The sequence below is a fragment of the Niallia sp. FSL R7-0648 genome, assembly GCF_038007005.1.
GTDB classification, from domain to species: domain Bacteria; phylum Bacillota; class Bacilli; order Bacillales; family Cytobacillaceae; genus Niallia; species Niallia circulans.
Genome location: NZ_JBBOWE010000001.1, coordinates 153,108 through 174,742 on the forward strand (window position 1 = coordinate 153,108; position 21,635 = coordinate 174,742).

23 protein-coding genes and 1 pseudogene are annotated in these 21,635 nt (G+C 35.7%); 17 read left to right on the forward strand and 7 right to left on the reverse strand.

Translation table 11 applies throughout. From position 1 onward, the window contains the following. Positions 1 to 91 precede the first annotated feature (91 nt). The 4 genes and pseudogenes from cax to NSQ89_RS00790 all read left to right on the forward strand — a co-directional run bounded on the left by cax (position 92) and on the right by NSQ89_RS00790 (position 3,630). Positions 92 to 1,156 (forward strand): annotated as a pseudogene (gene cax / locus NSQ89_RS00775) (calcium/proton exchanger). Between the two features lie 412 nt (positions 1,157 to 1,568). Continuing rightward, positions 1,569 to 2,183, forward strand: coding sequence for a YczE/YyaS/YitT family protein (locus NSQ89_RS00780; protein ID WP_047941716.1), 615 nt, complete (start codon positions 1,569 to 1,571; stop codon positions 2,181 to 2,183). A 99-nt stretch (positions 2,184 to 2,282) separates the two neighbouring features. Further along, positions 2,283 to 3,107: a YfkD family protein gene (locus tag NSQ89_RS00785; RefSeq protein ID WP_341132079.1), complete on the forward strand. Its 825-nt coding sequence runs from the start codon at positions 2,283 to 2,285 to the stop codon at positions 3,105 to 3,107. 358 nt (positions 3,108 to 3,465) lie between these two features. After that, positions 3,466 to 3,630 (forward strand): hypothetical protein, encoded by a 165-nt coding sequence (locus tag NSQ89_RS00790; protein WP_328283041.1) that lies wholly within the window; start codon positions 3,466 to 3,468, stop codon positions 3,628 to 3,630. Positions 3,631 to 3,707: 77 nt separating this feature from the next. Here the strand turns inward: NSQ89_RS00790 and yfkAB are convergent, their stop codons facing one another. Beyond that, the gene (gene yfkAB, locus NSQ89_RS00795; protein WP_047941714.1) at positions 3,708 to 4,829 is read right to left on the reverse strand and encodes a radical SAM/CxCxxxxC motif protein YfkAB; all 1,122 of its coding nucleotides are present in this window, start codon (positions 4,827 to 4,829) and stop codon (positions 3,708 to 3,710) included. Positions 4,830 to 5,023: 194 nt separating this feature from the next. Here yfkAB and NSQ89_RS00800 point away from each other — a divergent pair, with 194 nt between their 5' ends. Beyond that, the gene (locus tag NSQ89_RS00800; RefSeq protein ID WP_047941713.1) at positions 5,024 to 5,512 is read left to right on the forward strand and encodes a YtxH domain-containing protein; all 489 of its coding nucleotides are present in this window, start codon (positions 5,024 to 5,026) and stop codon (positions 5,510 to 5,512) included. 153 nt (positions 5,513 to 5,665) lie between these two features. Here NSQ89_RS00800 and NSQ89_RS00805 read toward each other — a convergent pair whose 3' ends face one another. Continuing rightward, positions 5,666 to 6,451, reverse strand: coding sequence for a tyrosine-protein phosphatase (locus tag NSQ89_RS00805; RefSeq protein ID WP_047941823.1), 786 nt, complete (start codon positions 6,449 to 6,451; stop codon positions 5,666 to 5,668). 233 nt (positions 6,452 to 6,684) lie between these two features. Between NSQ89_RS00805 and NSQ89_RS00810 the strand changes: the two genes are divergently transcribed. The 10 genes from NSQ89_RS00810 (at position 6,685) to NSQ89_RS00855 (ending at position 15,457) form a co-directional block, all read left to right on the forward strand. Then, a complete protein-coding gene (locus NSQ89_RS00810) occupies positions 6,685 to 7,290 on the forward strand; it encodes a TetR/AcrR family transcriptional regulator (protein ID WP_095322560.1) in 606 nt (201 codons plus the stop codon). A 151-nt stretch (positions 7,291 to 7,441) separates the two neighbouring features. Then, positions 7,442 to 7,627 carry an SE1561 family protein gene (locus NSQ89_RS00815; RefSeq protein ID WP_047941711.1) on the forward strand — a complete coding sequence of 62 codons (186 nt, stop codon included), beginning with the start codon at positions 7,442 to 7,444 and terminating at the stop codon, positions 7,625 to 7,627. Between the two features lie 198 nt (positions 7,628 to 7,825). Further along, entirely contained in the window at positions 7,826 to 8,605 is a 780-nt protein-coding gene (locus NSQ89_RS00820) for an ABC transporter permease subunit (protein WP_047941710.1), read from the forward strand. Positions 8,606 to 8,624: 19 nt separating this feature from the next. Then, positions 8,625 to 9,320, forward strand: a complete 696-nt coding sequence (locus NSQ89_RS00825; RefSeq protein ID WP_047941709.1) for an ABC transporter ATP-binding protein — start codon at positions 8,625 to 8,627, stop codon at positions 9,318 to 9,320. A 2-nt stretch (positions 9,321 to 9,322) separates the two neighbouring features. Further along, on the forward strand, positions 9,323 to 10,318 hold the full coding sequence (locus NSQ89_RS00830) for an aliphatic sulfonate ABC transporter substrate-binding protein (RefSeq protein WP_047941708.1): 996 nt from the start codon (positions 9,323 to 9,325) through the stop codon (positions 10,316 to 10,318). Positions 10,319 to 10,330: 12 nt separating this feature from the next. Next, positions 10,331 to 10,843 carry a thioredoxin domain-containing protein gene (locus NSQ89_RS00835; protein WP_047941707.1) on the forward strand — a complete coding sequence of 171 codons (513 nt, stop codon included), beginning with the start codon at positions 10,331 to 10,333 and terminating at the stop codon, positions 10,841 to 10,843. Between the two features lie 244 nt (positions 10,844 to 11,087). Beyond that, positions 11,088 to 12,626, forward strand: a complete 1,539-nt coding sequence (locus NSQ89_RS00840) for a fumarate hydratase (RefSeq protein ID WP_341132080.1) — start codon at positions 11,088 to 11,090, stop codon at positions 12,624 to 12,626. A gap of 94 nt (positions 12,627 to 12,720) precedes the next feature. Next, entirely contained in the window at positions 12,721 to 13,542 is an 822-nt protein-coding gene (pdaA, locus tag NSQ89_RS00845) for a delta-lactam-biosynthetic de-N-acetylase (protein ID WP_095322565.1), read from the forward strand. Positions 13,543 to 13,627: 85 nt separating this feature from the next. After that, on the forward strand, positions 13,628 to 14,494 hold the full coding sequence (locus tag NSQ89_RS00850; protein ID WP_061799863.1) for a DNA-3-methyladenine glycosylase family protein: 867 nt from the start codon (positions 13,628 to 13,630) through the stop codon (positions 14,492 to 14,494). Between the two features lie 90 nt (positions 14,495 to 14,584). Further along, positions 14,585 to 15,457: a YitT family protein gene (locus NSQ89_RS00855; RefSeq protein WP_047941704.1), complete on the forward strand. Its 873-nt coding sequence runs from the start codon at positions 14,585 to 14,587 to the stop codon at positions 15,455 to 15,457. Positions 15,458 to 15,501: 44 nt separating this feature from the next. On the opposite strand, the gene hmpA is transcribed toward NSQ89_RS00855, so the two are convergent. Then, positions 15,502 to 16,710 carry an NO-inducible flavohemoprotein gene (gene hmpA, locus NSQ89_RS00860; protein ID WP_095322558.1) on the reverse strand — a complete coding sequence of 403 codons (1,209 nt, stop codon included), beginning with the start codon at positions 16,708 to 16,710 and terminating at the stop codon, positions 15,502 to 15,504. A 170-nt stretch (positions 16,711 to 16,880) separates the two neighbouring features. Between hmpA and NSQ89_RS00865 the strand changes: the two genes are divergently transcribed. Then, positions 16,881 to 17,339: an RrF2 family transcriptional regulator gene (locus NSQ89_RS00865; protein ID WP_047941702.1), complete on the forward strand. Its 459-nt coding sequence runs from the start codon at positions 16,881 to 16,883 to the stop codon at positions 17,337 to 17,339. Between the two features lie 80 nt (positions 17,340 to 17,419). Here NSQ89_RS00865 and NSQ89_RS00870 read toward each other — a convergent pair whose 3' ends face one another. From NSQ89_RS00870 to NSQ89_RS00880, 3 genes are all read right to left on the reverse strand, one after another. Then, positions 17,420 to 17,578, reverse strand: coding sequence for a hypothetical protein (locus NSQ89_RS00870; RefSeq protein WP_341132081.1), 159 nt, complete (start codon positions 17,576 to 17,578; stop codon positions 17,420 to 17,422). 121 nt (positions 17,579 to 17,699) lie between these two features. After that, positions 17,700 to 18,887, reverse strand: a complete 1,188-nt coding sequence (locus NSQ89_RS00875; protein WP_095322556.1) for a YhgE/Pip domain-containing protein — start codon at positions 18,885 to 18,887, stop codon at positions 17,700 to 17,702. Positions 18,888 to 18,943: 56 nt separating this feature from the next. Further along, positions 18,944 to 19,528, reverse strand: a complete 585-nt coding sequence (locus tag NSQ89_RS00880; RefSeq protein ID WP_047941700.1) for a TetR/AcrR family transcriptional regulator — start codon at positions 19,526 to 19,528, stop codon at positions 18,944 to 18,946. Between the two features lie 353 nt (positions 19,529 to 19,881). Between NSQ89_RS00880 and rlmD the strand changes: the two genes are divergently transcribed. Continuing rightward, a complete protein-coding gene (gene rlmD / locus NSQ89_RS00885; RefSeq protein ID WP_095322555.1) occupies positions 19,882 to 21,273 on the forward strand; it encodes a 23S rRNA (uracil(1939)-C(5))-methyltransferase RlmD in 1,392 nt (463 codons plus the stop codon). Between the two features lie 138 nt (positions 21,274 to 21,411). Here rlmD and NSQ89_RS00890 read toward each other — a convergent pair whose 3' ends face one another. Further along, the gene (locus NSQ89_RS00890; protein ID WP_217989373.1) at positions 21,412 to 21,627 is read right to left on the reverse strand and encodes a tyrosine-type recombinase/integrase; all 216 of its coding nucleotides are present in this window, start codon (positions 21,625 to 21,627) and stop codon (positions 21,412 to 21,414) included. Positions 21,628 to 21,635: the final 8 nt, after the last annotated feature.

A 21,635-nucleotide genomic window follows, 5' to 3' on the forward strand; every position in this document is an offset into this window, starting at 1 on the left:
GTTATATTTAGGGAAAGTAGCTGTATAATAAGTTTAGCCTCCAGCCGGATGGGAAAAATAAATGAAGGTGATAGTGAAAGGAAGCGAAAAAATGGTTAATAAAATATTTATGATTGCAGTATTTATTGGGGTTCCATTATCGATAATAGGTTCCTTGTTACATTGGTCAAGTATTCTTATGTTTGTTATTTACTGTCTTACCATCATCGCGTTATCGAGTTTTATGGGGAGAGCAACAGAAAGCTTAGCTATTGTCGCTGGCCCTCGAATTGGTGGATTATTAAATGCTACTTTTGGGAATGCTGTAGAATTAATAATTGCTATATTTGCTTTACGTGAGGGGTTAACAGAAGTAGTATTAGCATCCTTAACTGGATCTGTGCTGGGGAATCTATTGCTTGTAGCTGGGTTGTCCTTTTTTATCGGCGGGTTAAAATATAAGAGACAGTAATTTAATGTTTTTGATGCTCGTCATAACTCAGGACTGCTGATTTTCGCCGTTATCGTTGCGTTTGTTATTCCTGAAGTTTTCACGATGAATATGGGTGAAGGAAAAACATTTTCTTTAAGTATTGGGATCGCTATTATTTTAATTGTATTGTATTTGGCAGCACTTTTATTTAAATTAGTAACTCATCGCGGGGTTTATCAAGTGGAAAAGAGTGGAGACCACGGTCATGCTCATGAGGAAACTCCAGAATGGTCTGTGAAAAAAAGTATTGCTATTTTGGCGATTGCAACACTAGCAGTTGCTTATGTGTCAGAAAACCTAGTACATACTTTCGAGGTAGTTGCAGAATCCTTTGGCTGGTCTGAGTTATTTATCGGGATCATTATTGTGGCGATTGTAGGAAATGCTGCAGAACATGCTTCTGCTGTTGTAATGGCATACAAGAACAAAATGGACATAGCGGTTGAAATTGCGATTGGTTCAACGTTGCAAATTGCGATGTTTGTTGCACCGTTATTAGTATTAATTTCCTTGTTTTTCCCAAGTGGATTATCATTAGTCTTTACGCTGCCAGAACTTATTAGTATGGTAACAGCTGTATTGCTAATGGTAAGTATTTCAAATGATGGAGAGACAAACTGGTTTGAGGGAGCAACCTTACTGGCAGCTTATGCGATTATGGGAATTGGGTTTTATTTGCTTTAAGACTATATAATTTAGAAAAACAAGGCCTAGCCGTTTTCTTTACAACGGCTAGGCCTCTTTTTCTTTATTCACCTCTTTATTTTTCGATAATAAATTTTAAGTATTCGTTGATTTAAATATGTTGTTTAGGGAATCTATCATGTCGCTTCCATCGGATCACCAACCTCTTTTCCTTTTGTAATGTGGATTACATTCTGATTGATGAATATTCAAAGGTTTATATTTTCCTCCTTTACTAAAATCCAAGCGATCTAAATAGCTGCCCTCCTTTTATTTGATGATCTTATTATACAATAATATTTAATAAATGTAAATATTCTGATTATTTATTTTTAAGGATAAAGGACAAGTTTTAAGTTTCGTATGCATATGAATGAAAGTAAGAGGATGGGTGGAGAAAGGGGTTTAATGTATGTCGTCATTGTTTTATCGATGGCTTTTGTACGTTGGCGGGCTTTTTATATTAGCGTTTGGGGCAACGTTGACTATTAAGGCTAATTTAGGAGCTGGTCCTTGGGATGCTCTTAATGTAGGCCTGTCTCATTTGGTAGGATTAACAATCGGAAGCTGGATTGTTATTGTAGGTATCCTCCTTATATTTGTTAATGCTTTTCTTTTACGAAAAAGACCAAATTTATTATCTCTTGCAACCGTGTTTATTCTTGGCTTTTTTGTTGATTTTTGGATGGCGCATCTTGTTAATCGTCTTCATTATTTTATGTTTATGAGTCAATTACTTTTACTTATTGCTGGGTTAATTATTGTTGGTCTAGGGATTGCTCTCTACTTACAGTCTGAATTTCCTTTAAATCCCATTGATGATTTTATGGTTACCATTCAGGAGAGATATGGAGTCAATCTTATGATGGCTAAGCTAATTGGAGAAATACTTGCTTTATTGTTCGCTTTTTTAGTAAAAGGACCTATTGGGCTTGGTACCTTAATCATTGCTTTTGGACTTGGTCCAGCTATTCAATTTTTCCATCCATACTGTTCTAAGCTGACGGGAAAATTTGTAATTAAATAGAAGGAAAGAAAAAAATTATTTTATAATGGATAATCTTGATGAACTCCGAAAAAAATAATCATAGTGATGGATGATTATTTGAAGGGAGTTCAAATTGCTATGTACAAGAAAATAATGATTGTGCTTTTATCTTTTTTCTTAATGCTTCCAATGTTCACATATGCGGAAAAAGCAAAAGAGAAAGAAAAAGAAGAAAATCCACCGAAATCCAAAATTATTACCATACCTAATGCAGTTATGAATATAACGAAGGAAAATACGTATCCAAACCCAACACAGGATGTGCCTAAGCTACAACCTAGTGAGTTAACACAGCAGCTTATTAATTCTTCTAAAGTGAAAATCGATAATCCAGATTTGATTCGTATGTTGAATGAGTCTACGGTTAATAGTACGCCATTTGCTCTTGGCTATAAAGCAATTGTCTATTTAGGACAATGGCCGCTTAACTATGAGTCAACAGAAACGGCGCCAAATTGGGAGTATCAGAAAATAAATACCAATTTCTATGATAATCGTGGTGGGAAATCATCCTACCAGATCCATTATGTGCAAGAATCACAGAAAAAAATTAGGGGCGGCTTAACTGCAAAAATTCCCAATGCAGAACAAGTGAAGAAAATGATGCTTGTAAAAGCAGCTCAAAATTCAGGATTATCTCTTGCATTTGAAACAGTGGTTGGAACAGGAACGAAAAAGGACCAAGTATACAATATCCCAGCTAAAAGACTTGGATATTTATTCGGTTATGCACCTGCAGTTAATGAAAAAGGAAAAGTGACATATGGTGAAGTATACATGATGCTTAAAGGTAGCAAAAAATCCATTATAGTTAAAAATGTAACTTCTCAAGGAATTGGTGCATGGATTCCCGTCCAAGATCATATTTCCTTTGAATTTAGCGCAAGCGAAAAACCGAAATAAATGGATGGATAAAAGGCTGACTATGGATGTCAGTCTTTTTTTTTGTTAGGAGAAGGTGTTGGGGAGCGAACAGGAATAGAGAGTGGATCGGAGAAAGTGGCTTTTTTATGGAGGATGAAAAGCTAAACGAGAAGGGGATAATTGGAAAAAATGGTGTTCATAAGAGAAATGAAAACCAAAAGAAGGGAAGCTAAGTGGAAAAATGGTGTTCATAGGAAGGATGAGAGCAAGAAAAGCGGAGAGGAAAGAGAAAAATGGTGTTCATAAGAGAAATGAAAACCAAAAGAAGGGAAGCTAAGCGGAAAAGTGGTGTTCATAGGAAGGATGAGAGCAAGAAAAGCGGAGAGGAAAGAGAAAAATGGTGTTCATAAGAGAAACGAAAACCAAAAGAAGGGGAGCTAAGCGGAAAAGTGGTGTTCATAAGGGATATGAAAGCCAAAAAGCGGAGGGAAGAGAGAAAAATGGTGTTCATAAGCCAAAAAGAAAAACAGCATTTCTCCTTACCGTAAACATATACCAATAGTACAAAATCATCTTGCAAAAACGCCCACAACGCACAATAAAAAGTGTCCATCAACTATCAATGGACACTACTTTTTATTATCGACTAATTACTGCTTTTCTTGTTGTAAAATCCACATCTTGATAGTAACTGTTTTTTACAAGGACATTTGGTCCAAGGCATTTAACAGCAGGACAATGACAATTTAGCGAACGAGCTAAATCAGTGGATAGCCATTTTTGGAAGATATCTTCTAAATGATCTGTTTGAATATTGCCAAGTGCTGGAGTGTCACCGAAATCAGTAACAATTACATCTCCAGTAAAAATATTAACGTTTAAACGAGAACGACCATCAGGATCATTTCGAACTGTAACATTTTTGCTAGAATAAAGGCGATTTAATAACTGTAGATCTTCTTCTTTCGTATTACACGGATAAAATGGAAGGGTACCAAATAGCATCCACACATTTTCATCGCGAATATCGAGAAGGTGATTGATGCTGTCACGAATTTCATCTAGTGATAATGTTTCTAAAGCAGAAGCGAAATCTGAAGGGTACATAGGGTGAATCTCGTGTCTTTGACATTTCATCTCTTCAACAATTTGCCGGTGGATATGCTCTAAATATGGGAGTGTACGCTTATTTAGCATGGTTTCGGCAGAGACAACTACCCCAGCTTCTACTAAAGCTCTACTATTTGTAATAATGTTGTTAAATAGCTTCCCTCTTTGTTCGTAAGTTGGTTTTCTTGTCATCATCGCAAAACCTCGTTCTGCAAATTCCTCTTCTGTTCCCCAGTTATGAGAAATATGCAGCACATCTAAATAAGGAATTACGGGTTCGTAACGGTCCAGACCTAGTGTTAAATTTGAATTTAACTGTGTTTTTACTCCGCGGCTATGTGCATATTTAAAAAGAGGGACCACATAATTTTCTACAGATTTTCGGCTCATCATTGGCTCTCCGCCAGTAATACTTAGTGAGCGTAGATGCGGAATTTCATCCAGTTTTTTTAGTAATAAATCAATCGGTAAAGCATTCGGGTCTTTTGGTTGAAGAGTATAACCAACAGCACAATGCTCGCAGCGCATATTACATAAGGTTGTTGTAGTAAATTCAATGTTAGATAAGGTTAATTTTCCATGCTGCTCCATATCCATATAAGCTTCCCAAGGATCAATGCTTGGAGAAATTATGTTTTTTTCAGTAATCATTATAAGCTCCTTTATAAAATAAATAGTTAAACTATATCTATGTGTAAAAAAGGTATAGAATGCTTTTTTCCATTGTTAGGGATAAAAGGCCCCTTGTCATTATTAAAGGAAAAATCCTATCTGTCAAACGTTTTTGTTTAAATATTACGTAGGCGGGAAAAGAATCTTTAACGAGAAGAAGGGAGATGAATGATATGTCTAATGCAGCAAATCAAGGAAATAAAATTGTAACAGGCTTAGTAATTGGAAGTGTCATTGGTGTCACAGTTTCTCTAATTGATCCAGCTACAAGAAAAAGAACGATGCAGAAATTCGAGAATTTAAAAGATGGAAGCACTCGCATTGTTCAGAGTTATAAAGATAACCCAGATGAATTTAAAAAGGATTGGAAGGAAAGATTCCATCGTTCTTCTGATGCCATGAAAGCTATTACGAATGATACTCAGAGATTGTACAAGCAAATTCAATCCACTGTGCGTGAGCGTTCCAAGGACTTAAAAGAAATTACGGAGGATTTCAGACAACTCTACTTTCAAACAAAGAGACAATATAACCAAATTACGAATAAGATAGCTACTACGAAAGATCAAATTATTGAATCGTCAGAAATGAAAGAAGGAACCCAGCTTCCTGCTGTTAGAGAAGAGATGGAAGTAAAGGAAAAGGGGACAGCCCTACAATAATGTAGAGAAAAGGAGCATCTTAAGTCTTAGAAGATGCTCTTTTTATGTAGCGGTTGTCTTTTTTTTAATAAACTTGCTGGGTAGAAAGTAATTTTCTCTAAATCCATCTTCACATGTAAAACTTCTATATTTAAGATCATAACTCATAACTTTCTATTCAATTAATAATTGTTTGAGCTTGTCTAAATTGCTTTGAGGAATATTACAAGCCACCAGAAGATAAGTTTCTATGTTTCCGTACTCTTCGATGATTTTTCTATATACGTCTTCTAAATAATCACGCTGAACTTCTAACATGGGTTTTAATCGTTCTGGCGATACTTGAAACAAACTCATCCATCTAATAAAAGTTTCGACTTTCTTCATACGAGCAGCTATTAACTGATTTGATACTAGATATTCGTTTATAACCGCTTCATATGGGACACCCACAAGTAATTGAATAATTGCTGAGACAAAGCCAGTTCGGTCTTTTCCTCCTGTGCAATGAATCAGGGCAGGAATATTTTGCTGGTTTGAAAGAAAGATAAGAATTTCGCGAATTTCCTTATGACAGCCAAATGCCATATGTTCATACATTTCTTTCATGATCTTTTCAAAATCAATGGTATTTGACTTGCTAACTAGAAATTTAAAGAATTCAAGACGGGTGAATTCTCGGCTTTTATCATGGATGGATACATTTAATAATTGAATTCTTTTTCCAGTCGGGATACGACTTACCTTTGATTTTTGCTCATTAGGTGTTCTTAAATCACAAATGGCTTTTATATTCAATTTATCGAAGGTTTCCAAATCTTTGTTGGATAACTTAGATAACTCTTCTGAACGAAATAATACACCAGCTTTCATTTTGCGCCCGTCACTGGTTGTCATGCCGCCAATATCACGAAAATTATATAATTTTTCAAATTCAAATGCTTTTTCTAAGGTCTTCATTTTCATCTCTCCATCTTTATATTCAATAGTGAAAGGAGAGGAAATAGATCTAACAATGAATTTCCCCTCCATCGTCATCTCTTTATGTGAACGAAAAAGGTCTTATAGTCATATAAATTCAAAAATATACTATTACTTATTTACTTTTATTTACAAAGAGATTAAGATAAGTATAAACATTATGTGACTAAATGTCTATAAAAAGTCATAAAAATATTAAAAGGAGATTTATCATGCCTAAATTTACAAAACAGGAAAAAGAGCATATCCATCATGCCCTTATGGAAAAAGGAAGAGAAATTTTTATACAGTATGGACTGGCTAAAACAACTATTGATGATATTGTACAGGCATGCGGGATTGCTAAGGGCTCATTCTATAAATTCTTTCAATCTAAAGAGGAGCTTTATTTCGAAATTCTAAAAAATGAAGAAGAAGTACGTGAGACAGTTCTTGCTGAGTTATTTCGTGAAGATCTTTCTCCGAAGGAATTGCTTACTTCATTTTTTCATACATCCTTCACATTTGTGGAGGAAAATCCCTTTCTTCAACGTGTGTTTCAGAGTGATGAACATGAAAGACTTACAAGAAAACTTCCGGAACAGATGGAAGAATTCTCGCGGATACATACTCAAAGAGGAATCAATGCTATCAAAGTTCTTATGGATCGTGGAGTCTTACCTAAAGAGAATCCAGAATTAACGGTAGGAGTTATCCAAGCGATTATGATGATAAGATTGCATAAAGATGAAATAGGAACAGAGCTTTTTCCTCAAGTGATGGATAGAATTATCGATTATATAGCTACAGGGTTAGGGAAGGAAAGTGTCAATAAATAAACAGAAAGGAGCATCTTGACTAGATGTTTCTTTCTTTTTCCTCTATGAATGTGTAAAAAAATAATACCTGTGCCAAGCTAAAAAGAGGAAGGTTGCCGAAAGAAGAAAAATTCGTTACGATTAAGAAGTAGTTTTGAAAGGAGAGAATACATTGGGTAGTTCAATTACAGATAAAAATGAGCAAGTTACTTTTCTAAAGACAAGATTAAATATGTTTATGGATGTGCTAGATGCCATTGATCCAGAAGAAGCTGAACTAGAGGATATTGATCGCTTAATTGAAATGATAGATGAAATTGAATCAAAATGTAATGAGTTTAAACATAGAGATTTATAAACCACTTCTTAAACTTTTTCGAGGGGATAAAGCTTCCCATCAATAAAAAATAGATTGTTTAAAAACACTCAGCAGATGGGTGTTTTTTTATAGGTTGATTTTACTGATAATTAAAAATTTTAATGTTTACAAATCCGATTGGAATTACTATAATAAAGAACGTTACGATTAATTTTACATTGTATGGAAGGTGAAAAAATGAAAAAAAGCAAAAGGTGGTATGACAATCCATATGTACCATGGATCCTTCCTATTTTCCTTATTGTACTGTGGCAAATTTTAGGACAGTTTCAGATCATTACTTCTTCTATTTTGCCAACACCAGTAGAGGTCATAAAAGCAGGAATTAGCTTATGGGGGACAGGTGATTTACAAGAACATGTATGGATAAGCACACAGCGGGCATTTATCGGTTTCGTCATTGGGGGAATATTAGGATTTATTTTAGGTTTATTTAATGGAACCATTTTATTTTTTGAAAGAGTCATTGATACATCTATTCAAATGATACGAACAATTCCACACTTAGCCTTAATTCCCCTTGTTATACTTTGGTTTGGGATTGGAGAGAGTGCCAAGATTTTCTTAGTGGGAATAGGGGTTATGTTCCCAATCTATATCAACACATTTAATGGAATTAAGAATGTTGATCGGAAATTAGTAGAAATGGGATCTGTTTATGGTTTAAATAAATGGATGCTTTTTAGAAATATTATCTTACCAGGTGCCTTGCCATCTATTTTAGTCGGAGTGCGATATGCTCTTGGAGTCATGTGGACTTCCTTAATTGTTGCGGAAACGATTGGTGCAGATGCTGGAATCGGTTTTTTGGCAACAAATGGTCGAGAATTTATGCAAATGGATATTGTTGTATTAACAATTGTTTTGTATGCCATCTTAGGTAAATTATCCGATTTTCTCGCAAAACTGCTCGAACAAAGATTTTTAAAATGGAATCCCGCTTATCGACGAGATTAAGATGGAATGAGGTGATGATATGTTCAAAATAGAATTAAAAGAGGTAGCCAAAAGTTTCGGTACAAATGAAGTACTAAGCAACATTAATCTATCACTTGAACAGGAAAGCTTTACGGCAATTGTTGGGCGTAGTGGATGTGGCAAAAGTACATTGCTTCGCGTTATTGCAAAGTTAGAACAGCCTTCAAAAGGGAGTTTACTTTTTTCTGGTGAAGGGGAGCGAGAACCTAAGATTCGCATTATGTTTCAAGATGATCGCCTGCTTCCTTGGAAAAATATTATACAAAATATTGAACTAGGTGCAGATAAAGAAAATGACGCGATAAACTCACTGGAACGGGTGGGATTAATGGAAAAGAAAAAGGATTGGCCAGATCAATTATCAGGTGGTCAAAAGCAGAGAATTGCCCTTGCCCGTGCTTTAGCGAGTAATCCTGATATTCTTCTATTTGATGAACCACTTGGAGCACTTGATGCTCTCACACGATTGGAAATGCAAAATTTAATAGAGGAAATATGGCAGCAGAGAAGATTTACTTCTCTTCTAGTAACCCATGATGTAACAGAAGCAGTCAGGTTAGCAGATCGGGTTATTGTTATCGATAAAGGGATCATTCAATTAGATGAAATTATTGAGTTGCCAAGACCTCGTGAACGCAATGATAAATTTACTTATTATGAAACAAAAATACTTAATCAGATTTTAGGGGGATAAAGATGAAAAAATTTTCACTATTTATCGTTGCTGCATTCACAGCTATTGTTTTAGCTGCATGTGGAGATACGGCTTCAACGGATTCTAATACATCGGTGGATAAGGATAAAGAAGTCATTACTATTGGCTATCAAAAAGGGAATACCTTAAATATTCTAAAGGAGCATGGGAATTTAGATAAAGCCTTAAGTGATGCTGGCTACCGAGTAGAGTGGAAGGTGTTTCCAACAGGAACTGTGTTATTAGAGGCTTTAAATACAGATAATATTGATTTCGGACATGCCTCTGATGGGAATGCCGTATTTATGCAAGCTGGTGGTCATCCGTTACATTATGTAGCCTCAGAATCTCCTTATCCAGAAGGTGTAGCTCTTATAGTCAAAGAGGACTCATCTATCCAAACAGTCGAAGATTTAAAAGGAAAAACCATTGGGGTTACCCAAGGTGGGAATCAGCACTATTTATTGCTAGTTGCATTGGAAAAAGCAGGCATTGCATTAGATGATGTAACAATAAAATTCTATAAAGACGCTGCGGAAGGATTAGCTGCATTTACTAAAGGTGAGTTTGATGTATATGGCACTTGGGATCCTTATTTAGCAATTGTCGAAAATAAGGTTAATACTCGAACAGTAATCAATGGGAAAGACCTGACAGAAAATCGGACATTCTATTTTGCAACAGAAAAATTATTAAAGGAAAAACCTGAAGTTACAAAAATAATTTTAGAAGAGTTACAAAAGGCAGATCAATGGGCAAATGAAAATAAAGACGAAGTCGCTAAAATCTTAGCTTCTGAGCTTGGATTAGAGGAGGCACCATTACAAAAGGCAAATGAAAGAAGAACCTTTGGTGTTGAAAAAATAAATGAAGATATTATTAACAGTCAACAAAAGCTTGCAGATACTTTTTATGCAGCTGAGCTACTAAAAAAGGACATTAGTATTAAAGACGCGGTAACAATGGATGATTCTATTATTCCCACTAACATAAAATAAGGAGGAAAGATCATGTCCACAATTAAAAATGCATTTTTAAGTTACGGAAGCAAAGATGCTCCAGTAAAAGTAGAGGTGTTTTTAAATTTAGCATGCCCCTACTGTGCTACTTTCTTTGCTGCAGCTGATCAAAGTTTAAAACCATATATAGAGAATGGGAAAGTACAATATGTGATTAAGCATTATGATAAACCACGTGAAATGCTATTATATGGCACATTGGCAAACTTATTTTTTGATTATAATGAGCCAGAGCGCATCTATGAAATCATGAAGGATTTATTTGCGAAGCAAAGCCAATGGAGTGAGAAGGATAGTGATTTTATTAAGCAGATGTTAACAGAAACATATGGCTTACAAGAAGAGCCGGCAACAATTGATATTAGTTTGAAAATTACAGCAGAGGCCATCGAGCGCCAAGTGAAGATGGTACCAACTGTCTTTATTAATGATAAAGAATTTCAATTCCCAGTCGAAATCGATGCACAGCAATTAATAGATGAAGTAGAAAATGCATTATCTTAATACAAGGCGTCTTTAAAGTGGCTGAGGTTTAGAAATGATGATTGTTAAGAAGAGATCTCCTCCAGATGAAGGATATCTCTTCTTTTCTATAAAGAAAACCAAAATTTATAGTAATTTTCTGTAAACGATTGCAAATCACTTCTCTATCGCCGAAGAGAAGAGTATAATTTTTTATAGGGAGTATTTGTATGTAACAAAAAATGTGCAAGGTATGCCTTGCGCTTTTCAAATGAGGGGGAGAAGCATGTATTTTGAAAATCTGAAGAAGAGTATTTACGATTTAATTGTAGAAACATCGACCAATCTTCCAAAAGATGTGCGCCGTGCAATTGCAAAAGCTACTGCATCAGAAAATGCTGGGACTCGTTCGGCGATGAGTTTAGCGACCATTACGCAAAATATTGGGATGGCAGATAAGGAAGTCTCACCTATTTGCCAAGATACAGGGCTGCCAACATTTAAAATTAAAACACCTATTGCTGTCAATCAGCTGGATATAAAAGCAGCTATTTATGAAGCGATGGAGCTTGCAACGAAAAATGGGAAGCTCAGACCAAACTCCGTTGATTCACTTACAGGGGAAAATAGCGGGAATAATTTAGGGGCAGGGACACCTGTCATAAAGTTTGAACAGTGGGAAAAGGATTATATCGATATTCGTTTAATTTTAAAAGGCGGAGGCTGCGAAAATAAAAATATCCAATACAGCCTTCCATGTGAATTAGAAGGTCTTGGCCGTGCTGGTCGTGATTTAGACGGAATTCGTAAATGTATTCTTCATTCTGTATATCAAGCACAAGGGCAAGGCTGTAGTGCTGGTTTCATTGGAGTCGGTATCGGTGGAGACCGTTCTGCAGGATATGATTTAGCGAAAGAGCAGCTATTCCGCTCTGTCGATGATACAAATGATATTCCAGAATTAGCGGCGCTAGAAGCGTACATCATGGAGAATGCGAATAAACTAGGAATTGGTACAATGGGATTCGGCGGGGAAACAACACTGTTAGGCTGTAAAATTGGCGTAATGAACCGTATTCCCGCAAGCTTCTTTGTATCCGTTGCTTACAATTGCTGGGCATTCCGCCGTTTGGCTATCTCCGTAAATCCTGATACAGGGGAAATTAAGGAGTGGCAATATCAAGAAGGAGATAAAATCGATTTCAAAGCAGATACGGAAGAAAATGAAGTAGCGGCAGCAGAGGAAGTCATTATCCTTCAAGCACCAATTAGTGAAGAGGAAATCCGTCAATTAAAAGTCGGAGATGTTGTCCAAATTAATGGAATGATGTACACAGGGCGAGATGCGATCCATAAATATTTAAGTACAAATGATGCTCCTATTGATTTAAATGGACAAATTATTTATCATTGTGGACCAGTTATGCTCAAAGATGAAGATAGAAATTGGCATGTGAAGGCTGCTGGACCAACAACAAGTATTCGGGAAGAGCCTTACCAAGGGGATATCATGAAAAAATTTGGTATCCGCGCAGTGATTGGAAAAGGTGGTATGGGTGCTAAAACATTAAAAGCATTGGAAGAGCATGGCGGTGTCTACTTAAATGCCATTGGCGGAGCGGCCCAATATTACGCTGATTGCATTAAATCGGTAGAAGGTGTAGACCTTATGCAGTTTGGAATTCCTGAAGCGATGTGGCATTTAAAGGTAGAGGGATTTAAAGCCGTGGTGACAATGGATGCTCATGGTAATTCTCTTCATCAAGATATTGAAATGTCTTCTTTAGAAAAATTAGCGCAATTTAAAGATCGTGTATACAAATAAATGTGGTGAGAACGGCTAAAAGCTTAGCCGTTTTTTTCTTTGCTTGTTATTACCAAGAATGAATTCCTCCAGTGTACAGAAAATAACAAAAGGAATGAACGGCAAAGGAGGAATTACATTGAAATTAGCAATCAAAACGTTTATTTGCTTTTCTGCTTTTTGTTTATTTGCCCTTCCTGTAGGAGCGAGTGTATCCAATAAACCGCTAAGCTGGGGATTTAAAAAGGGAGCAAATGAACAACCGGCAGAAGCAGGGCAAGAGTTAGATACTTTACTGGAAAAGTATGGTGCTTATTATAAAGATACCAGTGAAGATAAGGTACTTTATCTAACCTTTGATAATGGCTATGAAAATGGATATACAGGAAAAATTCTTGATGTTCTCAAAAAAGAAAAGGTACCTGCAACGTTTTTCATTACTGGTCATTATTTAAAAAGTGCTCCAGATCTTGTTAAAAGAATGGCTGCGGAAGGTCATATTATTGGAAACCATTCCTACCATCATCCAGATTTTACACAAGTTAGTGATGAAAAATTAAAGCAGGAGCTTGATTCCGTTCTGAAAGAAACAGAAGCACTAACAGGGAAAAAGGGAATGAGTTACTTACGTCCCCCGCGTGGTGTTTTTAGTGAGAGAACATTAAAGCTTGCTCAAGAGTTAGGATATACACAAGTGTTCTGGTCATTAGCCTTTGTAGATTGGAAGACAGACCAGCAAAAGGGTTGGAAGTATAGCTATGACAATATAATGAAACAAGTTCATCCGGGCTGTATTTTATTACTTCATACTGTTTCAAAAGATAACGCAGAAGCATTAGAACAAGCAATTAAAGATTTGAAACAAAGAGGCTATATCTTTAAAAGCTTAGACGATTTAACATTGAAGAAAGAAATGGATGAAGGAATCATGCAATAAGAATTGTAGTATGCCCAATGAGAGAATTCCTTCTCTTTATTGGGCTTTTTCATGCTATAATACAAGAAAAAAACAGGTGATCACTTTGCATACCGTTAAAATTGAAGGACCTTATAATTTTGATCTCGTCTTAAGCAGATTAGCCTTAGATCCACTACATGTACTAGATAAAGAAGCAAGATGGGTAAAAGTACCACTTCGTATCGATAACAAACCAATCGTGGTGAAGATACAAGCAACTGGAATAACGGAAAAACCAACATTTCGCTTAGAGTGGGAGGAAATAGATTCCTCATTGCATGACCTCATTTATAAAGAAATCCGCAGAATTTTCCGGTGGGATGAATCATTGCTCGCCATTCATGAACATTTTCAATCAACCAAATTAAAGCCGCTCTTTGAGGAGCATTATGGAACACCGATTGTATTAGATTTTCATCCTTACAACAGTTTAGTAAAGTGTATAATCCATCAACAGCTAAACCTAAAGTTTGCCTTCACCTTAACCCAGCGTTTTGTGACTACATATGGTTTTCAAAAAGATGGTGTCTGGTTTTACCCAGCACCAGAAACAGTAGCAAAGCTTACTGTCCAAGAATTGCGTGAACTGCAATTTAGTACAAGAAAAGCTGAGTATATTATCGATCTTTCCAATGAAATAATAAAAGGTAATTTAGATATCGCAAGTTTAGAAAAAAAGTCTGATGACGAAATTATGAAAGAATTAATCCGCTATCGAGGAATAGGCCAATGGACTATTCAGAATCTATTATTATTTGGATTAGGAAGGAATAATCTTTTTCCCATTGCAGATATAGGGATTCAAAATGCGCTGAAAAAGCTTTTACAATTGGATCAAAAGCCGACAAAAGAAGAAATGGAGGCGTTGCTCCCGGAATGGCATCCGTATTTAAGCTATGCATCCCTATACCTATGGAGAAGTATTGAGTAGCTCTTTAGCCTTATCTTTAGTTGTTAACAATTAACTATGGTAAAATATAAATAAGTTGATTATTTAAATAGTTTGAAACGAGGAAAGTAAATGGAGAAAAAGACACAGAAAAAACCAAAGAAGCTTATTATGGCTTCAAGAGCATTATTAGTTATTATTGGAGGAATTATCACTGGATATGGGCTGGAAGCAGTGCTTATTCCTAATGCAGTATCTGATGGAGGGGTTACTGGTTTAAGTATCGTTGGTTCTCAGTTAATGGGATTCCCCCTTGGAATTTTGATTGGAATACTAAATATTCCCTTTATATTTTTAGGATATAAACAGATAGGAAAAAGTTTTGCTATATATTCGGTTATCGGTATACTTTCTTTAGCTATTAGTACAAGCTTAATGCACCATGTCCCGACCATCATTGAAGGAGATACGCTTCTAATAACAGTTGTTGGCGGGATTATTATCGGTTTTGGAATGGGTTTAGCCTTGCGTAATGGTGGAGCATTAGATGGAATTGATATGTTAGCTGTATTGCTTTCAAGAAAATTACCATTTGGAACAAGTGATTTAATCTTATTTTTAAACTTGTTTGTATTTATTTTCGTATCTACGGTATTTGGTCTTCAAGGAGCTATTTTATCTGCGATTGCATACTTCATTGCCTCTAAAGTAATTCACATTGTAGAAGAAGGTTTAAGTGGATCCAAAACGTTTAAAATTATTACAGATGAACCAGAAGTAATGGTTGAAACCATTCGTGACCGCCTAGGTCGGAGTGCAACATATACACTTGCAGAAGGCGGATACTCAAATGAGCCATTTAAAGAAATTACATGTGTAGTCAGCCGGATGGAAGAAAGAAAAATGAAAGAGATTATCCATGAATTAGATCCGACAGCATTTGTCGCTATTTATGATGTATCAGAAGTAAAAGGCGGTAACTTTAAGAAACGGGATATCCATTAATAGAAAAAAGCCAGTTGTCAGCGGACAAATGGCTTTTTTCTTTCTTATAACTTCATAGAAGGACCAAAGAATTCATAATGAATATGACTATCATCAATCCCATTTTTCTTCAATCCTGTTATCACTGCTTGTAAAAATGGAACTGGGCCGCAGACATAGTAATGTCCATCTGTCGTAATGGCATTCTCTTTTAGCCAGTCTGCATCAATATAGCCAGCTTTTTGGAAGAATGGGTTTAGCTTATCTTCTTCGGAAGGATTTTCGTATATATAAGAAAGAGTGAGATTCGTAATTTTTTCTTTCAGTTGGATTAATTCCTCTTTGAATGCTTGGATGGAACCACTTCTTGCAGAATGAATAAAGTGTACCTCGCGATTGGGCTGCTCTGTTGCAATACTTCCTACCATGCTCATAAATGGGGTGATACCAACACCTCCACTGATAAAAACAATTGGGCTTTCTTCTTTTAAAAGGGTAAAGTCACCAGCTGGAACGGTAACTTCTACTAGATCATCAACATTAATATCGCTATGAAGATAATTAGAAACTTTGCCATCCGGATTTTCTACTGACGCTTCCTTTTTAACGGAAATACGGAAATATTCTTTATTGCTGGCACATGATAGGCTGTACTGACGGTTAAATAAGAATTTTTCCCCAGGAATGGATAAGCGGATGGTAATGTATTGACCTGCTTCATAGGCTGGTAACGAACTTCCGTCAGCTGGAGCTAAATAAAAGGACGTAATAACATCACTTTCATTTACTTTCTTTATCACTTTAAATTCTTTATAGTCAGACCAACCGCCATTTTGAGAAGCACTTTCTTCATACATTTCTTTTTCGATATCAATAAATACTTGTGCAATTACACCATAAGCATCAGCCCATGCTTGGATAATTTCATCTGTTGCAGCATCTCCTAGGACTTCTTTAATAGCTTTTAAAAGAAATTCCCCGACGATTGGATAGTGCTCGGCTTTCACCATTAAACTGCGGTGTTTGTGGGCGATTTGTTTTACAACTGGTATAATAGTCTCAAGCTGATCAATATTTTGTGCTGCTGCTAATACGGTATTAGCAAGAGCGGTTTGCTGGCGTCCTCGTGCTTGATTAGCATGATTGAAAATATTCAGCAGTTCAGGGTGGGCAGCAAACATATTTTTGTAGAAAACAGTAGTTATTTGTGTACCATGGACTTGTAATACTGGTACAGTAGATTTAATGATGTCAATAGTTTTTTGTGATAGCATTTTTATAACCTTCTTTTAAAGTAATATTTAAAATACATCTTTAATGATAGGATTCTGTCTCGATAAAAGCAATATTTTAAATGCATCTTTTTCACTGTTTTTAACATGTTTAACAAAATGTTCACAATTTCACTATCAGAACCGTAAAAATAACAAAAGGAGATAGAGTTATGCGGTTAACCAATTATTCTGACTACTCTCTAAGAGTATTAATCTATTTGGCAACACAAGAACAGCCAAAACTAACAAATATCAAAGAAATATCGGAAGTTTATAATATATCGAAAAACCATTTAATGAAGATTATTTTCAATCTCGGGAAATTAGGCTATATAGAAACAATCAGAGGAAGAAGCGGTGGTTTTCGCTTAGCAATGGATCCAGCAGATATTAACATTGGAGCAGTTATCCGCCAAACAGAGGAAAACTTCTATTTGGTAGAATGTTTTGATGATAATAATGCCTGTGTCATCACGCCAGTATGTTCATTAAAGCATGTTTTAAATAATGCATTGGAACAGTTTTTTAAAGTATTAGACCAGTATACACTAGCAGATATAGCAGAAAATCAGGTGATGTTAAAAGATTATTTTGCTCTGAAAAACAAAGCAAGTTCAGAAGAGGAATAATCTGCTTTTTTAGAAAATGTATATAAGAAAAAAGGCTGAACATGTTAATCAGCCTTTTTGTTGTTTCTATATTCACTTTTTTATTCTTCTTTTTCGTTCTCTGCTGGTGTTTCTGTTTCGGTATCTTCCGTTTGGTCATCTTTTTGGTCAGAGCAGCCAACTAACATTCCTGCAAAAAGCAAAGCAGTCTCATTCTCAATGTTAACTTCTTGAAATTCAAAAGAATCACACGTAGCCAAAGTATTTTTTGTATTAACTTAGTGTAGATAGTAAAAACAAGTTTTGGTGTGAAAATGGGTATATTTTATGGTCCTTTTTTAATGAGAAGGTTATTTTAAATACTTCGTTTGTGGAACAGTCTTATTGACTCATTGCACTATTTGTAGAAATGCTTTTTTTAAGTAAAGCAATTCTAAACAATGCTACAAAAAGGGTTACAGCTGATACGATTAGCAGAGCCATCATTTCAGTTGTTAAACTCTTTCCTCCAAAAATCAATGAATAATAACCATTTGAAGCATATGTTGCCGGTAAATAGGAACCAATCGTTTGATAGAAGCTAGATAACATCGTTTTTGGAATAATTACTCCTGAAGTAACAAGCTGCAATGAAAGGGCAAGGATGTTAAATAACATGCCCCCTGGTCCAAATAAAATAACAAACATCTGTGTCAAGCTTAAGAAAGAGAAATAGACAAAAATTTGGAATATTCCTGACTCTATTATGGATGTGTGTAATTCAATATTAAATATAGCAAACAATAATAATGTGATGCTAGATAAAAGAATAGATGCACCTATATTAATGATTTGTCTTACTAAGAATATCGACCATTTATTATAATTGCTTTTTATTTTTGATGAAACAATATTCATATTAAGGCTCATAATCATAGAGCCTACATATGAAGCAAGTACCATCATTAGCGGCACCATAGTAGGAGCAAATCCATCAACATTATTCGTCTTTTCAACAGTTGTTTGAACAGATTGGATGTTTAAAGATTCTAAGGCTTGAGAAATACCCTTTGAAAATTCTTGAGCGAGCTCATTCGAGGGTACGTTTTTTCCTAATTGTTCCTGTAAGTTTGACAGAATAAGTTGTTGTTTATAATTATAAACATTTTCATTAATGGATTGAGTAATATTCTTTGCTGCTCCATCCATTATTTGTTTTGCCAAAGTAGCGTTTGCTTGGTTAATGAAATAGTTAATTTCCGGTATCTCATTTTCTTGCAGTCGACTAGAAAAGATCGCAGGGATTTGCATCACCATATCTAGTTTTGATTGATTCATATCTTTTTTTGCGGAAGCAATCGATTGGTACATTTTTACTTCAAATGGTACATTTTTCACCACTTCTTTTTCAATCATGGAACCTATTTGTTGGTCCTCATTAACTAAGCCAATTTTCAGCTTGTCGATTCGATTATTAACGCCATCATATGCTGTCATCCATACACAGAAGAAAATTAATAGGAATGCAACTGCAGTGGAAATACCAATAATAGTTTCAGGATGTTTAAAAAATTGTTTTAATGTTTTCATTTAAATTCCCCTTTTTTTAAAGCAAGTACATGCTTGCATTTATAGTAAAAAAATTGCTAGGGTGTTAATCCCCTAGCAAAAAGATAAACACTGTGTTTTATAAAATCCTTTTTGGAACTTGAAATGACACTGTCACCAAAGCGAGATTTTGAAAGAAAGTAGCCGAAATTCAGCCAGATAAAATTCATCGCTTGAAAATCAATATCTGTATCTACTAGCTTCCCTCTTTTATTCATCTCATTAAAGTATAATACCATCATATCTTTTAATTGCTTTGGAATGTTAACAATCGTTTCATTAAGTTCTGGAAACAATTGTGCCTCGCTCAAACCAATCATAACTAAATCTTTGATTTTTTCCATATACGTATGGTAGCCCTCTGCGATCACCCACAAATCTTGTTCAAGATCCCAAACCATTTGTTCATTAATAACTTTTTCTAACATAGGGTGATAGGATACTGATTGAATAGCTGCTTCCATAATCCCCTTTTTATTTCCAAAATGGCGGAAAATTGTTACTTCATTCACACCTGCTTTTTCAGCAATGGCGCGGGTCGTTGTTCCTTTATACCCGTAATCACGAAATAGCTCAATAAACGCTTGAATGATTCGTTCTGATGTACTATTTATTTTTTTCATATCCCATCCAACTTTCAAGAATGAATGCAAGTGATTACTTGCATTGTTTAGAATATCTTAGAATTTACTACATGTCAATACCTTAAGGGATGTTTGACAGTAATAATTTTATAGCTGCCCCAGGAGATTTCATTAAAAAAGTAACTAGTACAATAATTTTAGCAATTGCTGCTTCACTTGTCATTAAGCTATTTACCTGAGGGAATATAGTTTTTATCAGCTGGAAATCTTTTTCAGCTTCTGGGAATAAGAGAAACTGGATATTTCTCCAAAGAAGCTTTAGTATAGGAAGAAGACAGAATGAGGAAAGATAGTAGTACCTTTTTAATAGAAGATAATAGGAGTAATTATAGATGAAAGATAAACAGCAAAATACGATAGCGAAGCTGAAGGTAGGACAAACCTTCCCATTGACAATAAAACGTTTAGGGATAAATGGAGAAGGAGTCGGCTATTTTAAAAGGCAGGTTGTCTTTGTGCCAGGTGCTCTTCCCGGAGAAGAAGTGGTAGTAGAAGCAACAAAGGTTCAGCCCAAGTTTTCAGAAGGAAAGGTAAAAAAGATAAGAAAGTCTTCGCCTTTTCGTGTACAGGCACCATGTCCTTTTTATGAACAATGTGGAGGATGTCAGCTTCAGCATTTAGCCTATGATCAGCAGTTGCAGGAAAAAAGAGATATTGTTATTCAATCATTAGAAAGACATACAAAGCTAAAAATCGATAAATTGGATATTCGGCCAACAATCGGCATGGAAGATCCATGGAACTATCGTAATAAAAGTCAATTTCAAGTGGGACAGCAAAAAAATGGTGCGGTGATTGCAGGGCTATATGGACTTGATTCCCATCGCTTAATCCCCATTCAGAATTGTATGGTACAGCATCCATTAACGAATAAAGTATCAGAAGAAGTTCGCAAAATCTTAGAAGAATTCCAAGTGCCAATCTATGATGAACGGAAACAAAAAGGGATCGTCCGCACAATTGTAACACGTGCTGGCTTTGAATCTGGAGAAGTGCAAGTGGTACTGATCACGACACAAAAAGAAATGCCAAGAAAAAAATTAGTAATGGCTGAAATTCAAAAAAGATTACCAGAAGTAAAATCTTTAGTGCAAAACATCAATGGTAACAAAACGTCTCTTATTTTTGGCGAAAAAACCATCCATTTAAGTGGGGAAGAAGTCATTCAAGAAACACTAGGTGATTTAAACTTCGAATTGTCAGCCCGTGCCTTTTTCCAATTGAACCCTGTTCAAACAGTAAAGCTGTACGATGAAGTAAAAAAAGCAGCAGCGTTAACAGGACAAGAAAAAATAGCGGATGCTTATTGTGGTGTCGGAACTATTGGCTTATGGCTAGCAGATGGCGCAAGTGAAGTCCGCGGCATGGATACAATCGAAGCTGCGATTACAGATGCACAAAAAAATGCAGATAGACACGGTATCGAAAACGCAACCTATGTAACAGGCACAGCAGAACACTGGCTGCCAAAATGGGTAGAAGAAGGCTGGCGCCCAGATGTAGTTGTCGTTGACCCGCCGAGAACAGGCTGTGATCGTAAGCTATTAGACGCAATCAAAAAAGTAAAGCCGAAAAAGTTTGTCTACGTGTCATGTAATCCCTCTACCTTAGCAAAAGATATTGATTATATGTCTAAAGATTATAAGGTGGAGTATTTACAGCCGGTGGATATGTTTCCCCATACGGCACACGTCGAATGTGTAGCTCAATTATCGTTGATATAACAAGCTTTTCATGCAAGGTATGTATACATTGACCACATACCTGCAAATAAAATTATTTAGAGATGAATTTTTCAAAGAGATCGACTGATTTTTCTTTCATTGATTCGGTGACATGAGCATAAACATCGCCAGTTGTTTTTATACTGCTATGGCCAAGACGAACTTTAAAGACATACCTGCTTCTAGGCACATGGTAGCATGAATATGCTTCAAATCATGAAAACGGATTTTTTGAACATTGGCAGTTTTCATTGCTTTATTAAACTCTGTTGTTAATGCTCGAGGGAAAATTGGTTTTCCGGTTTGTGTTGAGAAAATTAAATTATGGTCCTCGTAACTTTTGCGAAGGGCCATTTTCATTA